The 16,664-nt window shown below is 48.8% G+C and carries 11 protein-coding genes; 8 read left to right on the top strand and 3 right to left on the bottom strand.

The features are described from left to right. Window positions 1-110 precede the first annotated feature (110 nt). From WC598_RS01455 to WC598_RS01445, 3 genes are all read right to left on the bottom strand, one after another. On the bottom strand, window positions 111-599 hold the full coding sequence (locus tag WC598_RS01455) for a hypothetical protein (RefSeq protein ID WP_372959685.1): 489 nt from the start codon (window positions 597-599) through the stop codon (window positions 111-113). A gap of 251 nt (window positions 600-850) precedes the next feature. After that, a complete protein-coding gene (locus WC598_RS01450; protein WP_372959684.1) occupies window positions 851-1,933 on the bottom strand; it encodes a hypothetical protein in 1,083 nt (360 codons plus the stop codon). Between the two features lie 264 nt (window positions 1,934-2,197). After that, window positions 2,198-2,530: a hypothetical protein gene (locus WC598_RS01445; RefSeq protein ID WP_372959683.1), complete on the bottom strand. Its 333-nt coding sequence runs from the start codon at window positions 2,528-2,530 to the stop codon at window positions 2,198-2,200. Between the two features lie 389 nt (window positions 2,531-2,919). Here WC598_RS01445 and WC598_RS01440 point away from each other — a divergent pair, with 389 nt between their 5' ends. From WC598_RS01440 to WC598_RS01405, 8 genes are all read left to right on the top strand, one after another. Continuing rightward, on the top strand, window positions 2,920-3,777 hold the full coding sequence (locus WC598_RS01440) for a hypothetical protein (protein WP_372959682.1): 858 nt from the start codon (window positions 2,920-2,922) through the stop codon (window positions 3,775-3,777). A 453-nt stretch (window positions 3,778-4,230) separates the two neighbouring features. Then, the gene (gene thsA, locus WC598_RS01435; RefSeq protein WP_372959681.1) at window positions 4,231-5,871 is read left to right on the top strand and encodes a thermosome subunit alpha; all 1,641 of its coding nucleotides are present in this window, start codon (window positions 4,231-4,233) and stop codon (window positions 5,869-5,871) included. Window positions 5,872-6,555: 684 nt separating this feature from the next. Continuing rightward, entirely contained in the window at window positions 6,556-9,300 is a 2,745-nt protein-coding gene (locus WC598_RS01430) for a PKD domain-containing protein (RefSeq protein WP_372959680.1), read from the top strand. A gap of 14 nt (window positions 9,301-9,314) precedes the next feature. Next, window positions 9,315-10,223, top strand: a complete 909-nt coding sequence (locus tag WC598_RS01425) for a hypothetical protein (RefSeq protein ID WP_372959679.1) — start codon at window positions 9,315-9,317, stop codon at window positions 10,221-10,223. 9 nt (window positions 10,224-10,232) lie between these two features. Further along, on the top strand, window positions 10,233-10,751 hold the full coding sequence (locus tag WC598_RS01420; RefSeq protein WP_372959678.1) for a hypothetical protein: 519 nt from the start codon (window positions 10,233-10,235) through the stop codon (window positions 10,749-10,751). A 1,033-nt stretch (window positions 10,752-11,784) separates the two neighbouring features. Beyond that, window positions 11,785-13,215: an amino acid permease gene (locus WC598_RS01415; RefSeq protein ID WP_372959677.1), complete on the top strand. Its 1,431-nt coding sequence runs from the start codon at window positions 11,785-11,787 to the stop codon at window positions 13,213-13,215. 23 nt (window positions 13,216-13,238) lie between these two features. Then, a complete protein-coding gene (locus WC598_RS01410) occupies window positions 13,239-15,158 on the top strand; it encodes an aspartate aminotransferase family protein (protein ID WP_372959676.1) in 1,920 nt (639 codons plus the stop codon). 64 nt (window positions 15,159-15,222) lie between these two features. Further along, window positions 15,223-16,656: an amino acid permease gene (locus WC598_RS01405; protein ID WP_372959675.1), complete on the top strand. Its 1,434-nt coding sequence runs from the start codon at window positions 15,223-15,225 to the stop codon at window positions 16,654-16,656. The last annotated feature ends 8 nt before the right edge of the window (window positions 16,657-16,664 follow it).

Below are 16,664 nucleotides of genomic sequence, written 5' to 3'. Positions count from 1 at the left end.
TTGCCGATGAAGGATACAAAAAAAGGAGTCACCCGGTAATTTATTTCGAAAAAATGAAAGATTATTCTTAACGTTTAATCACACTATGAAAAATATCTTCTTCAATAGATTCATAATTTTGAAATTTCCCGAAGTTCAAACACTCGGGAGATGCCACCATCGAAAACAATCCGATAACGACCGGGGGTCCAATCGGTGGTAATTAATCTGCGCAAACGCGTAGAATCACCAGGTTTTAAATATGAGATGCGAGGGGACATCGTCTCACCCGCTTCTGTCTGATACTCCCAAGTATTATCATCTTTTTTATAATATATGCGGAATGAAGGCGGGGTGTTTGCACAGGTAAGTGTTTCTGGTCCTTCATTTACAACATAAAACTCAACAACTTCTCCAACATTATACACATCGGAATCCATCTTCATAAATTCCGCATGACTGCCATTGGGTTGTGCAATTGTGACCTTATAAAGCGCCTTGGAGGAGGGGGTCGGGGTACCGGCCGGGTTTTCCAAAGCCGGTTTTGTCGTGCATCCCACGACCATAAGGATACAGACACACACGATCATGAGAACAAACATTGAGCGGAACAGAGTCATGGGGTAACCACCGCAAATGAATGCATATTCGGTTCACCAGAATCCGAAATTGCAGCAGGTAATGATCCTGCAGTTGTAACTGCGATACTACGGTTACCCTTTTCACTCATGCGATAATCCCCCTGTCATAATCATGTGGTTGTTCTTCTTCATACACCCCGCCACCGGCACGATGAACAACACGCTCGCTGCCTGCACGGGTATCCTCCAATTATGAGGGAGGTAGTGAAATCCAACCGTCATTCATTTCCTTACGGGAAAGCAGTGGTGATGACTGCCCAGCTGGCAATAACACTCGCTGCAGTTGTCAGAGCCCCGTACTTCACATAGATCTCTGCCGAAACCTTCTCAGCCTCGTGAATATTTCCGGATGGATTGGGAATCTGGGGATCCGACGCATTGCGGATTGCATACCATTTTATTTTCGGGTACTGCTGAAGAACCTGCCCTACCATCGCATCGCCCATATCGCAGGTACGGCCCCGTCCCTGAAGACCATAAAAGTTGGTGGAATCGTCAAACCCAAAGAAATCGGTTGTCACGATTACTGCCTCACCCCCGGACCAGATCTCCGGAATCAGGCGGCCCCCTTCAATCTTTGCCGCGTTCACCTTTGTCAGCGAGGGCGTGATGGCAGACAGCGTACCCGGTGGCAGGGGGGAGGTATCATACGACGCCGATTTCCAGGGCTCGTTTCGGAACTGCTTCGTGCAATAGAACCGGGTTTTCCCGGCAATGACAACATCGCCAAGGAACACATCGGTCCCGATCCCGCCCCCCGTTCCCGTAGTTATGAACAGGGTGGGCCGGACTGCTTCTATCACATCTTTAATCAGGAGAGATATTGGCAGGTTCTCCCCGTCCTTGTCAAGGTGCAGCCCGGACTTGATGAGCAACACCCGTGCCCCGCCAACCCTGCAGGGAAAATACAGGCCAAGACTGTGATAATAACGCTCGGATTTCCTATCATTGAACGGAGCATTTGCCCCGGTAACAAGCGGAATATATTCGTTTACATTATGCCGGTACTGGTACCACTGTGAAAGGGAATATCCGGGCGACATCAGGGTTGCGAGGGTGACTGCTTCTGCAACGGTCCAGGTCATAATGACTGCATCGTACCCATTGAATTTTGTCAGATCCTCGTCCTCCGCGGGTATCGTTGAGAGCGGCGCTGCAACCGGTGCAGTCTTTTCCGGCCACGGGACCGGGCCCGGCAGTCTTTCACCCGCTGCATACGCGACACCTTCGAGACCGGCGGAAAGGAAACGTTCCTGTGGATTCTCGGGATCGTAGTTCAGAATTAAATCTTCAATATCGTACTTTTGAGTCATGCCTTCTCCTTGTTCCGGATATCTGGCAGGGTACCGGCAACCGGATACCGGTCCGGGTAACCGGAAATACCCTGAACAGGAATTCCTCAAGACCTGGAATTACTCGCGGAAACCGAGAGGATGGCAAAATAATGTTTGCCCTCCTATCCCGGCAAACCATATCTCCATGGAGGGATTATCTCCATTAAGGAAGTGAGCAGGGTGGAGTTCACCCTGCCTTGTGCAGCCACCTCAAACGGGAAACTCCAGAATGAGATGGGGAACCTACGGGGTCACGATGACGGTGCAGATAGCCGTCTGGACAATCGGGTGCCCGACCGGGGGTACCAGCTGGAAGGTCATCTTGGCGGGTGTTGCGGTCTTGGTGACACCACGGAATATAAAGTAGTGAAAGCCGGGCTCACCGGGAAATACGGGGCCTGGAAGCACAGGGATCCATCCATCAGCTGTGCGATTGATACAGTTCGGCATAGTGGGGAGGAGCCAGTGATACCCTGTGGAACCTTCCTGGCTGGGAAGGCAAACAACGCCGTACTCGCCGACTTTAATGTTCAGAGTGCATTCAATATCCGGTTTCTGTTCAGTTTTTGCGGTCATTTTTTTCTCCATCAGAGGCCATCCAGTCATATCGTAACTCTTTTGACGGTGGTTTTCCCCAAAAATCTGCTCCAGCACGGTAACTGACCGGAATAGTCTCCAAAAAATCTTTAATTTATAGATATAAAAAGATACTTATTTTGTTTATAATAACATCTAAGTAAGCTAATAAAAATAACATATTATAGAATAACAAACAAACAATTTTTGTTACATAATATATATTCTGTCTTTGAACTATGGTATAAATACTCGTTCTTGCTACGATCAGCGACCGGGGCAATCCGACAGGAACGGCAACGTTCATCGCACCCGGGTCAAACAAAATAAAAATTTATGTCGAAATATAAACAAATAACAATTTAACCCATAACTCCAGACACTAATCAATGGATCAGAAAGAACACGTCCATATCATCAGCGCCGGCGAGAACATCCACACCGCGTACCCGGCCATCTTCCGCACCCTCCCCACCATCACCCGCACGTACGTCCTTGCGGACAGCACCACCTACGAAAACTCGTCCAATCCGGATATTGAGGAACAGCGGCTTATGGTCCGTCATGCGGTCGATGCCGTGAAGGAGATCTCCGCATCGCTTGCCATCCCGTTCTCCCGGGAAACAGTTTTCCCGCCAGCCTACCCTTCCGTCCACACCATCCTCATGAAGGTCCACCGCGAATATCCCGGTGCCCGGTTCACCTTCGATCTCTCGGGCGGATCGAAACCGCTCTGCATGGCGCTCCTCTCGTTCGCGCCATGGCTTGGCGGGGAAGTCTATTCCGCATTTGATGAAAAGACAGCAAGGAGTGTCCCGTTGCCGGAACGATCGGTTAAGGGGATGATGGAAAATCCCAACTACCAGACTATCCTTGCCCTGCTCCTCAGGACAAATCCGAAAATAACGGAAGCTGGCCACCGACAATGGATTTCACGGGAATATATCTACAAACAACTCTGGTCCGTATATGTCCCAACCCGCGTGAAGAGGGCAAAGCCGGGCGATCCCCCGGTTCAGCCCGTCAAATACAAAAACGGTAGGAAGCCGGCCGCGGAACTTACGCACGCGACACTCTCAACCTTCATGCGGACACTTGAAGATGCAGGACTTGTTCTTGAACGGGTATCAGAAGATGAAAGGAGGGAGAGGCAGTATCGGATTTCCGAACGTGGCGGGATCGCACTTGGTTTTTTTGCTGATCCGGCAACCAATACGCTTGTCCGGACCGTACTCCAGAAACAATAATCCAATTCCTTTTGCACCGGAGTCTGCTGAAAAAATTTCAGGCAGGGTCCGGGGGTGTTGGTAAATCAGCCGTTTGTAGGTTAATTATCCTACAGTAGGATAATTATCTCACAGTAAACACTTTTCTCCGGCGTGAAGGTTCAGTCCATTGTACCAGGGTCTGCCGAAAAAAAAACATGCAGGGGGTTGGGGGATGATTGAAATTTTTTTGCCGGAGATCGATTGCAGTGTGAAATCTGTCAACAAGTCCTGATCCCTGATGGACCCCACATACCTCTGCCAGAAAAAGAAAACTATTAGTCAGACAACGGTCAACGGTGATCTGCAAGTGGAGATACCGTCTGCCACCAGGCAGCATATCCCGATAAAGGACGTCTGTTTTGCAGGAAACGCCGGGGATGGACGCATGGCAGCGGATCGACAATAATCACAAAGGAGGTTTCGAGTAATACCATGTCACAACAACTCGGTGGACAAAACATCATCATTGTCAGGGAAGGAACAACGAAGACCAGCGGCCAGGAAGCCCAGAACAGCAACTTTGCAGCGGCCAAGGCCGTGGCAGCAGCGGTCCGCTCCACGCTCGGTCCACGCGGGATGGACAAGATGCTCATCGACGGGATTGGCGAGATCACCATCACCAACGACGGCGTTACCATCCTCAAGGAAATGGATATCGAGCACCCCGCAGCCAAGATGATTGTCGAAGTTGCAAAGACGCAGGATGCTGAAGTCGGGGACGGCACCACCACGTCCGTCATCATTGCCGGCGAACTGCTCAAGAGTGCCGAGGGACTCCTTGCCCAGAGCGTCCACCCGACCGTTATTGCCGAAGGTTACACAATGGCAGCGGCAAAAGCGCTCACCATTCTCGACGGGATTGCCATCACGGTCAAGCCCACCGACACGGCAATGCTCAAAAAGATCGCCGGGACGGCCCTGACCGGCAAGAATGCCGAGGCATCGAAGGACCTGCTCTGCGACATCATCGTCAAGGCAGTCACCTCGGTCATCGATCCCGACGGCAAAGCGGACCTCGCCCACATCAACGTGGAGAAGAAAGTCGGCTCTTCCGTAGAAGACACGGAACTCATCGAAGGCATGGTCATCGACAAGGAGCGGGCCCACCCGTCCATGCCGGAGTCTGTCAAGAACGCGAAGATCCTGCTCCTCAACGCGGCCATCGAGTTCAAGAAGACCGAAGTGAACGCGAAGATCAACATGACCACGCCAGAACAGGTGCAGGCATTCCTCGACGAGGAAGAGCACATGGTCCGGGTCATGGTGGACAAGGTCATCAAGAGCGGTGCAAACGTTCTCTTCTGCCAGAAAGGTATCGACGATGTTGCGCAGCACTACCTGGCAAAGGCCGGCATCCTCGCCATCCGCCGGGTCAAGAAGAGCGACTGCGAGAACCTTGGCCGGGCAACCGGGGCAACGATTGCCAACAGCATTGATGCAGTCTCGTCAAAGGACCTCGGCACTGCCGGGCTTGTCGAGGAGCGCAAGGTCTCTGGCGGCGAGATGATCTTTGTCTCGAAGTGCAAGAACCCAAAAGCGGTCTCCATCATTGTCCGGGGCGGTACAGAGCATGTGGTCGATGAACTCGAACGTGCAATCCACGACGCACTCATGGTGGTTTCCGTAGTAGTCGAGGGCAAGAAGATCGTTGCCGGTGGCGGCGCACCCGAGACCGAGCTCTCGCTGCGTCTCCGCGAATATGCCGCAACGGTCGGGGGCCGGGTCCAGCTGGCCATCGAAGCGTTTGCAGCAGCAATGGAAGTCATCCCGAAAACACTCGCGGAGAATGCAGGGCTCAATGCAATCGACATCCTCGTGGATATGCGGGCAGCTCATGAAGCAGGCAAGAAGACCTTCGGGGTCGATGCCGACGCAAAGAAACCCTCCGATATGCTCAAGCTCGGCGTTGTCGAGCCCCTCCGGGTCAAGACGCAGGCAATCTCGAGCGCGGCAGAAGCTGCAGTCATGATCCTGAGGATCGATGACGTCATCGCCGCCGCAAAGTCCGCTGCTCCGGGTGGCGGTATGCCCCCCGGCGGAATGGGCGGCATGCCACCGGGCATGATGGGATGATCTCACCCCCGATCTTTTTTTTAAGATGCCAGACCGTTCTGGATAAAGATAGTGTAATTATTTCCGCCATCACCCGGAGGGGCGCGGATATAAACCCTGCGATCTTTCGGATAAACGCCGGGATGAACCCTGGCAGAATGCTAAAATCTCAAATCTCAATTACACCCTGATTTATCGAGTGGATGATGATCCAGTTCAGACCTGTGATATGCGGTTAACGTCAGTCACAGGATATTATGCACCTCTCAAAAGGAAATAAGAGGGAATGCACGGTAACCTAAAAGACCAGGTAATGTTCCCTATTCTCGGGTCAAGAAGTGGAGTATTGAATGAAAATGCGGATACTAAAAGCACTCTGCGCAGAATCTTTACCCCAGAAAAATTTCTTCACGGCTTCGTTAATTCATCCTATTTTCAGTTTCCCGCTCAACGCGCCGTATATTATTCAAAGAAGATAATCTATGACAATATTAATAAATAAATTATAAATATTTTAATTAGAAATCAATTTGTGGGGATAGCCGGTGGTTGTCCCGAAAAAGGAAGAAGGACGGGTTCACCAAGCGACGAAACTCTGTTGAACCCGGTCCTGCCCGTAGGCATGAGAACCGGATCTTCCATCCTGATGAAGATTTTCCATGCCTCTTAAAGACATGCAACATATTCCTGGAGGCAACGAAACTGATGAAATCAGATTCTCTCATTATCCTTTGCATCATAGTCTTGTTTTTGGCATTTTTTGAAATGCCAGTAGTCGGTGCTGATGAAATAGTCAAAACGGCAATCCCAATGAATGCTACGCCGGTATTGATTTTGCATGATATGAATATCGGGTCCCCCATAGCAAATGTTACCGGTTGGGATAACAAAACCCTCATCGATACTTCAACAGCGTTTAAAGGAAATAATTCTCTGAATATTCCCGTGCACGGAAAAGAAAAAATCCTGATATCTGATACTGCAAACGGGGTTAAACCGGAGGTTGCGAAATCAGCAATTGACCTATCTCCTGTACCTACGAAGGCGAAACAAAAAATACATGAAAACCGTACAACGAATCATTCTGTTTCCAAGAGAGGATTGGTGTATCGATCCAATAACGGAATCCGGGAAGTCCTTGACCGGAGAGGGAATAAAATATTTTCTACGGAAGATTTCAAAAATAAATCGATTATCATTCCGGCGACTCATTCCAAAACAATCAGGAATACAAAACAATATGGAACAAATCTTTCAGAACGCGCGATAAATGGACAATTTGATCAGGTAACTGAGACGTATGAACAGGAAATCCTGAATGAGCAACAAGGCATCTGGTGGCCACCAATACCTGATGGGTGGACATTTACCAGTGAAAACGGACCGGAAATGTATTGGGAACCTGATGACTGGGAGGCGGACTATTCAGATTATCATGCCACAGTCATCTTCTGTCATACAGGTGATCGGGGGACAATGCAGACAACTCTTGATGCAACAGGGGGTCAGTATGTACGTGTTACCATGGGACTCGGTTACTATGATTCTGAACCTATAGAAGTATACCTCGACAACATTTTACTGGGAAACATAACCGCGTGTGATTCTACAGTTCAATTTGATATTTCTGACAGGTCATGGACAACTGCAAGTACCCTAAAAATTGTTGCAGCAGGAAATCAGTGGACAAATAATCTTGTACGAAGCATTTCCCTGATGGCGGAGGATACGATCGAACTACCTGTTGCCGAATTTAATGGTACACCACGTTCCGGAAACATGCCGTTAGACATTATTTTTACTGATGCATCACAAGGAGATCCTTTAACGTGGTTTTGGTCTTTTGGCGATGGTGGGACATCAACGCTGCAGAACCCGACGCATACGTATTCGAATGCCGGGAATTACACGGTCAGCCTGACCGTTACGAATGCCGGCGGGAACAATACCATGACAAAAGTGGGGTATGTGGTGGTGACGGCGCTGATATCGAATCAAGCAACGGATATTGCGGGTCGTTTAATGCATCAATCAGATATTGAAGATGCAGCAAGTAAACAACAATTGATGAATTATAATCCAACAACATTCTATAACGCAGATCCTATAACCATAAAATCAAGGCTTCCAAACGATCAGATATTCTTTTTTAGTGGCCATGGTAATCTCGGGGAGATTCAGCTTAATGATTCTTTCTTTGACCCTGGCCAGACTCTTTTTTATGCGAAGAATAATACGAATAGTTTTGATGAAGCCAGTACATCATACAGCAATATGAAACTGGCGGTTTTTTTCGGATGTCATACTGGCAATACATCTGCCGACCATGGAAATCTTGTCGATGTTGTAATATCAAAAAGTGCCGGCTGTGCGATGGGATGGACTGAATTGATTGCAGCTGATGGTATGCATAGTTATAGTTCTGCTTTTTGGAGTGCACTACAAAATGGAAAAACGATACAGCAGGCTCATGAGGATGGGAAAAATGCAGCAACAGAAGATTCATATTGCAAGTCTCTGGAAGGTCCAATAGATAATCCAGATAAGTACCAATATTGTCTTTTTGAACATCTTTATTCTCAAGGATCTAGTTGTTCACAATCTCTTCCCACAGGTGCTGTAAATCAAATGATCCAGCGTTTAAAATTGGACCAGTCAGAACAGGAATCCTCACCAGCTAGTGAAAGTCTTCTAGGAAAATCCACTTTGCTAAAAGAACAACAATCAATCCGAAAATTTTCTTCTGATAATGATAGTAAAGGTCCGGTATATCAGAAAACTACACATTATTCATACGGCTACTTGGATACATTCACAGCTGACAATGTTACCTATAATGTCAACCGTAATACGGGAAGGATACAATCTCAATATACAAATGTGATCGAACCCTCCACGGGAAATAATATTATCAGCATTAATCAGGGATTGTTAATCGCTGATAGTTATGCCAAAGAAAAATGTCCTGAATTCTGGGAAAATGAAACAAACAAAGTGATTAAAAAGATTAGTCAGATAGCAAAAGACAGTGGATTCGTATATTCGTGGAGGCAATATTTTGTTCTTCCAAATGAATCATTAACTGATTCTAAAGAGATTGCTGGATTTAATCAAATTGATGTTACTCTTGATGCACATGACGGGAAAGTCAAATCCTATCATGAATGGTACATTCCCAGGGATGCAAATCTCAACCTGAATCCCGATCAATCGGAAGAACAAGCTTGGGAAAAGGTGAAAAAATATTTAGAAGACACGGGAATTAGAGCCATTGGCGTGACCCAAAGGAAAAATCTTGGGTTAGTCATCGCTATTGATGATAATAACATCCAACATCTCGCATGGCAGTTTGAAATCAAACAAGACATGATGAATCCAAATTTTTATGGCGGGCAGATCATTGTTGATGCGCATAATGGGCAGATTGTCCGGTATATTAAATTCGGATAAGCGGAGAATGTTACATGAATTTTACTGGAAAACCATCAAAAATTTTTCTTTTTTTATTAATCATCGTAATCACCATGATTTCAGGGTGTATTGTTAACAATGAACATCTCGACTATCAACAAAAAACAACCTTTTCCACTATATCGACGACGTTAAACCAAACATCTGGAACAACCCCATTCACTATTCAGGCTGAAAATATTATCCGTAATTTTACCAGATCACCCGAAATAAACCTCACGTTTACCGGCATCAGGAATTACTCGTATGCGGATTTGTATGAATTTGAATCCGGAAATTATTCATTCAAGGTAAATAATGTCACTCGCAGAGTACAGTCCATGTCATCATATGACACAGGATTAAAGATCAAGAACGAGACAATCAATATCAATTCGGGATTAATGATAGCGGAATCATATGCCAAAGAAAAATGTCCTGAATTCTGGGAAAATGAAACAAACAAAGTGATTAAAACGATTAGTCAGATAGCAAAAGACAGTGGATTCGTATATTCGTGGAGGCAATATTTTGTTCTTCCAAATGAATCATCAACTGATTCTAAAGAGATTGCTGGATTTAATCAAATTGATGTTACTCTTGATGCACGTGACGGGAAAGTCAAATCCTATCATGAATGGTACATTCCCCGAGATGCAAATCTCAACCTGAATCCCGATCAATCGGAAGAACAAGCTTGGGAAAAGGTGAAAAAATATTTTGAAGGCATGGGTATTAGAGCCATTGGCGTGACTCAAAGGAAAAATCTTGGGTTGGTCATCGCGATTGATGATAATAACACCCAACATCTCGCATGGCAGTTTGAAATCAAACAAGACACGAGTAATCCAAATTTTTATGGCGGGCAGATCATTGTTGATGCACATAATGGGCAGATTGTCCGGTATATTAAATTCGGATAAGGGGAAATAATGGATCGGAATGATGTAATAATCCGGAAAGTATTTTTTTCAGTCATCATTGGACTCATTCTTGGTACCAGCGGCTGCATCGGAACTCCGCAACCGAATGCAATTAATATTTCAGCAAACACTCGCCCGGAGACTCATAACGCTCTGTCCACTCCACAACAACCGCCGACATCAGTCTCCCCGACGCAAAACCAGACAATAACTCCCGTCACTGTCGTGACTACACTCACTCCCCATTTTTACGGGACACTATCCTTTGGATCCAACCGATCATCTGCATTGACGGAAGATCAGGCATGGAAATATGCAGATGCATTTTTTCTGAAGATTGGACTACGGGATCTCCAACCCGCCGAGATAGTCCCACTTGGACAAAAAACCTGGAAGGATATGGATGGGAACCAGGAAATGGTTTGGTCTTTTCATGTTCACAGAATAGTTATGGGAACTCATGAAGGGGGGATGATTTCTATTGATGCATACGATGGACATGTGGTAGATTTTTCCGGATATCAATGATGATGGTAACACACCCGGGTTCCAGTTACAACGCAGATCATGAATTTTTCTTCCAGAAACCATCATCTGCGTAAAAAAGTGAGAATTTAATCCAAGTCATGGTACAGGGCCGGGTTCTGCCTTCGTATTCACCAGCGGCGGGCGAACACGATTCCCACACCCAGAATCACGATCGCCACAACGTCAATAATGATCGAACCCGTAGTCTGCATGAAAGCCGGGTGTGGTAAACCGGTGAGTCTGGATCAAACCCCCCGCAATTTTACCGGGCGACCCCCCGTCCGGAAAAAGAACAGATCGTGCACTGGAACGGGACTAAAAAGGCCGTTTTTGGGGGCTGAAATGCCCATCAAATGCGCAAAATAACGATGATTTGGACAGTTTTCAAAATCGGTGTGCTGCAATTCGCAAAAGAATGCAACCCTCCGAAAAACCGGTTTTGCAAATCGGGCTCCGATTGCCAAAAGGAGCATTTTTAGAGGAGATCATTCCGTATGGGTTTTGATGCCCGGCACGCTCCCACATGGGGGGTTCCTTTCGGAGTCCTGTGCATTCATTCGTTCCATTCCTTCCAACCCCCCGGTTTGTGAACTATCACAGGACCGGGTTTTTCCGGGTGGAAAACGTCCGAAAATTTTGATTGCAATAAAATGTCGGGCTGGGGGTTATCGCAGGTTATTCCATCATCACGCACGAGTTCTTGTCGCCATGCCCGGTGCCCTTGTAGAGAAAACCCCGGCACGTATGCAGGCGCATCGATCAGATTGCACCTGTCCCGCACGTTCCAGGGCCTCCCTGAATAGTGCGATAACGTTCAAAAGCATGACGAAAAACCATCAGCATGGCAGGTCACACACAGAACCCCTTTGAAAAAACGTGATGTGAGGGAGATGGGGTTTTCAATCGGGATTTTTTAACAACCACATATTGATCGGCCATTTCTTTTTCCCGGCCATCCCCTCATCAATTACCGTCTATCTTATTCGGTAACTATAATTACTTTTATACTACATTTTCAAAAAGTGTGATTGAAATGGCTGAAAACACGGGTAATGGATTCAAACTGTCGCTCGTCGCATTCGTTCTCATCACGGCAGCAGCCCTGATGAGCATACGGACATTTCCGACCCAGGGCGAAGTCGGATGGCAGTCGATCATCTTCTGCCTTCTCGCAATCGTTATCTACCTTATCCCCGCATCCCTCGTGTCTGCCGAGCTTGCAACCGGGTGGCCCCAGGAAGGCGGGGTCTATGTCTGGGTTAAGGAAGCATTCGGTGAGAGATGGGGTTTTACCGCTGTCTGGCTGCAGTGGTTCCAGATGACCATCGGGTTCATCAGTATTCTGACGTTCATTGCCGCAACATTCTCCTTTCTCTTCAATCCGGATCTCGCGAACAACAAGCTGTACCTGTTCATCGTAATTGTCGTGATCTGGTGGGGCCTCACGTTCCTCAACTTCCGGGGGCTCAAGGAATATGCACGGATCAGTTCCTGGTCGGTGGTGCTCGGGACATTCATCCCGGCAGCAGTCCTGATCATCGGGGGATTGTGGTATATCCTTGCAGGTAACCCGGTCCAGCTCACGATGCACCCCGCAGTCAGCGACTTTATGCCCGATTTATCTTCAGCGTCGAATCTTGTTCTCCTAGTCACCTTCGTGTTCGTCTTCATCGGCATCGAGATGACGGCAACGCATGCAAAAGAGATCAGGGATGTCCAGAAGAACTATCCGCTCGGCATTCTCATCGTGGGCGTTGTCATGGCGGTCGTGAGCATCATAGGGGCACTCATTGTCGCCATGCTCGTCCCGGTCAACAACCTCAACCTGCTTGCCGGTATCATGCAGTCCTTCAATGTCATCTTTGCGAGCATTCACCTCTCGTGGCTGACCATGCTCTTTGCCCTGCTCATCGCAATCGGGGCAATCGGGCAGGTCTCGACCTGGATCCTTGGACCGGTACGGGGTCTTTTTGCCACCGCGTCTGAGGGAACGCTTCCCCCGGTCCTGCAGAAAACCAACAAGAACGGTATCCCGGTCAACATGCTGATCCTCCAGGGCATCCTCATCACGTTCTGGGGCGCAGTCTATGTCCTCCTGCCCGGTGGCGTGAACAGTTCATTCTGGATGCTCTTTGCCCTGACCACGACCGTGTACATCGTCATGTATTTCCTGATGTATGCAGCAGCAATCAAACTCCGGTACTCCCAACCCGAAGTCAAGCGGGCATTTACGATTCCCGGAGGAAAAGCCGGCATGTGGATAGTTGCCGGCTTCGGGTTCCTCATGATGGCCCTCCTGTTCATCCTGGCCATGCTCCCGCCTACCCAGATCAAAGAGGGAAGCAGCTTTGTGACCTTCATGGTTGTAGGAACGATCCTTGTAGCAGTCATTCCCTTAATCATCTACGCATTCAAGAAACCGGCATGGAAGATTGGAAAAACTGCTGAAGAGACAACTGAATAATCATGAACAATGGTGATCCGATTATGGCTGAGAAAACAAAAAAAGCAATAAAAAAACCAACCAAGAGCACGCAGGCAAAAGCAGAGGATGTTGACGTAAAGGCCCTGTTCCTCGGCCCCCGGTCAGAGAACCGGGACTATTTCAAGAACATGCTCTCCTTCCTCATGGATGAGCACCTCCACTGGCGCAGGGACTTCCACCCGGAAGACCCTAACGTGACATCCGCTTCAGAGATGCGCAGCGAGCACTTCCAGGCAACCCTTGACCGGACTTCGGAAGTCCTGCTCAGTCTTTCCGCAAAACTCAAGGAAGATTCCATGCCCTGGTTTTCGGCCCGTTACCTCGGGCATATGAACAGCGACACCCTCATGGTTGCAAACCTTGCGTACATGGCCACCATCCTCTACAACCCGAACAACTGTGCCTATGAGGCTTCTCCCGTGACCACGGTCCTTGAGATCGAAGCGGGAAAAGACATGGCAACCATGCTCGGGCTTGACCCGGAAACCTCCTGGGGACATATCACCACCGATGGTACTATTGCCAACTATGAGGGACTCTGGATGGCCCGGAACATCAAATCGTTCCCTCTTGCGGTAAAAAAAGTGAAACCCGAACTGGTCAAAGGGATGGACGACTGGCAGCTCCAGAATATGCCCACGGGAAAAATCCTTGATCTTGTAGATAAGGTACGAAAAGCCGGGTGTTTCGATGCCGTCAGGAACGAGACCGTCCGGGGCACCGGGGTCGGGAAGGGAACGCTCGGGGTTGTCCTCGTTCCCCAGTCCAAACATTACTCCTGGGTCAAAGGGGCCGATGTCCTTGGTATAGGGAACAAAAACTTGATCGAGATCCAGGTTGGCGATAACTTCCACATGGACCTGGATGTCCTGAAAAAGACCATCGATGACCACGTTGCAAAGAAGATCCCGGTAATCGCTGTTGTTGCGGTTGTGGGAACAACGGAAGAGGGATCGGTTGACGAGATTGCACGGATTGTAAAACTCCGGGACGATTACGAGAAGAAAGGGATCTCCTTCTACTTCCACATCGATGCAGCCTATGGCGGCTATTCCCGTGCACTCTATCTCGATGAAAACAGCAGGTTCATGGAATACGATGAGCTCAAAAAGCGCCTGAAATCCGACAAGATATTTATCCATGACCACACCTACCCGAGCAAGTTGATCTATGACTCCTACAAAGCAATGGGAAAAGCGGATTCTATCACGATAGATCCCCACAAGATGGGATATGTCCCGTATGCAGCAGGAGGCATTGCAATCAGGGACCGGCGTATCCTCGACCTTATCTCCTACTTTGCAGCCTATGTCTTCGAATCCGGTGAGAACGCCCCCACGCTTCTTGGGAGTTACATCATGGAAGGTTCAAAAGCCGGTGCAACTGCCGCGGCAGTCTGGGCCAGCCACCGGGTCATTCCCTTAAATATCACCGGGTACGGCCAGATCATCGGACGGAGTATTGAGGGGGCACAGATGTTCACCCAGGCACTCCAGAAAACAAAAAGCCTGAAAGTCAAGGGAAGGGAGTTCATCGTAGAACCGCTCGTGGGAACACCGGATTTCAATATCGTCTGCATGGCGTTCAACGAGAAGGGAAATACAAATCTCGACAAGATGAACGATCTCAATGAAGCCATTTACAATGAATCCTCCTACATCAGCGGCCCGGTGTACAAGAATGACTGGATCACCTCCAAAACTGCCTTAAGCGATGCCGATTATGGCGTTGCCCCCAAGGCATTTGTCAAGCGGCTGGGCATTTCGGAGAAGGAATGGAACCGGGTCAAATCGGTGTATGTCCTGCGGATCTGTATCCTCAACCCGTTCCTCTCCCATTCGGCACATATTCCGGTTGCATGGGAGCAGTACCTTGAGATCATGAAAAAGAAGATAGAACAGGCAATAGAAAACGAGAAGTAACCCGGAATGGGTTAATACCGGGGCATAGCAGGAGTCATCGGAGGAGAGGAGGTTAGCTTACTACATGGATGAAGAAAAGAGATCGGCCTTCCGGATGGGGCTTGCGGTATTTACCCTTCTGACTCTTGCGGCCCTGTTCAATATCCGCAAATATCCCAACATGGCCGAGACCCAGTGGCAGCTGATCGCCTTTTGCCTGCTTGCCATCCTCCTCTATCTCATCCCCGCATCCCTTGTATCAGCCGAGCTCGCGACCGGCTGGCCGCAGACCGGCGGGGTCTATGTCTGGGTCAAAGAGGCGTTTGGCCAGCACTGGGGGTTTGTTGCGGTCTGGCTGCAATGGTTCCAGATGACGATTGGTTTTGTCGCTGCCCTGACCTTTATCGCTGCAACCTTTGCTTACGCGTTCATCCCCCAGGTTGCCGACAACAAGATGTACCAGTTCATAATCAGTGTTGTTATCTGGTGGGGCATGACATTCCTGAATTTCCGGGGGCTCAAGACTTACACCCGCATCAGCTGGTCATTCCTCGTTATTGGTATGCTGATTCCCGCGGCTATCCTGATCGTGGGGGGTATCCAGTACATATCTGCAGGCAATCCCGTCCAGATCACCCTTCACCCGACAGTAAGCGACCTGATGCCGGATTTCACCAACATGAGCAGCATCGTTCTCCTGCTGACGTTCGTATTTCTCTTTATCGGCATAGAGATGACAGCCGCACATGCAAACGAAGTTAAAAATGTAAAAAGGAATTATCCCCTTGCAATCCTTATCGTCGGCATGGTAATGGCCGTCGTGAGTATTGCCGGATCGCTCGTTGTCGCACTCCTGGTGCCTGCCGGCAACCTGGATATCCTTACCGGCATCATGCAGGCATTCGAGATCATTTTCGCCGGTGTCCCATGGCTTCTTCCCCTCATTGCACTCCTGATCGTGCTGGGTTCCATCGGTGAAGCCTCGACCTGGATCCTTGGCCCGGTGAGAGGGCTCGTATCGACTGCGAGAGACGGGAACCTCCCGCCGGTACTGCAAAAGACCAATGCCGAAGGGATTCCGGTGAACATGATGATCCTCCAGGGTGTTTTCTTCACGTTCTGGGTTGGGGTATACGCAATCCTTCCCGGGGGGGTCAACAGTTCCTACTGGATTCTCCTCGCGCTGACAACGATCGTGTATATCGTGATGTATTTCTTCATGTATGCCGCAGCGATAAAACTCCGGTATAACCATTCCGAAGTCCCCCGTTCATTTGTCATTCCCGGCGGAAAAGCAGGGATCTGGCTGGTGGCCGGCGGGGGTTTTGCAGCAATGGTCTTCCTGTTTATCCTGGCCCTCATCCCACCAAGCCAGATATCCTTTTCGTCATTTTCTTCATTGCACTATGTACTCTTCATGATTGCGGGGCTCCTTATCGTAGTGGCCATCCCGCTGATCATCTACCGGCTGAGAAAACCGGGCTGGAAACCGGAGGAGAGCGCAATTTCCCCGGAGTGATCCTGGGG

Origin of the sequence: Methanoregula sp., from assembly GCF_041645475.1 — an archaeon.
Classification (GTDB): domain Archaea; phylum Halobacteriota; class Methanomicrobia; order Methanomicrobiales; family Methanospirillaceae; genus Methanoregula.
This window is presented reverse-complemented; position numbering and strand designations above follow the sequence as displayed.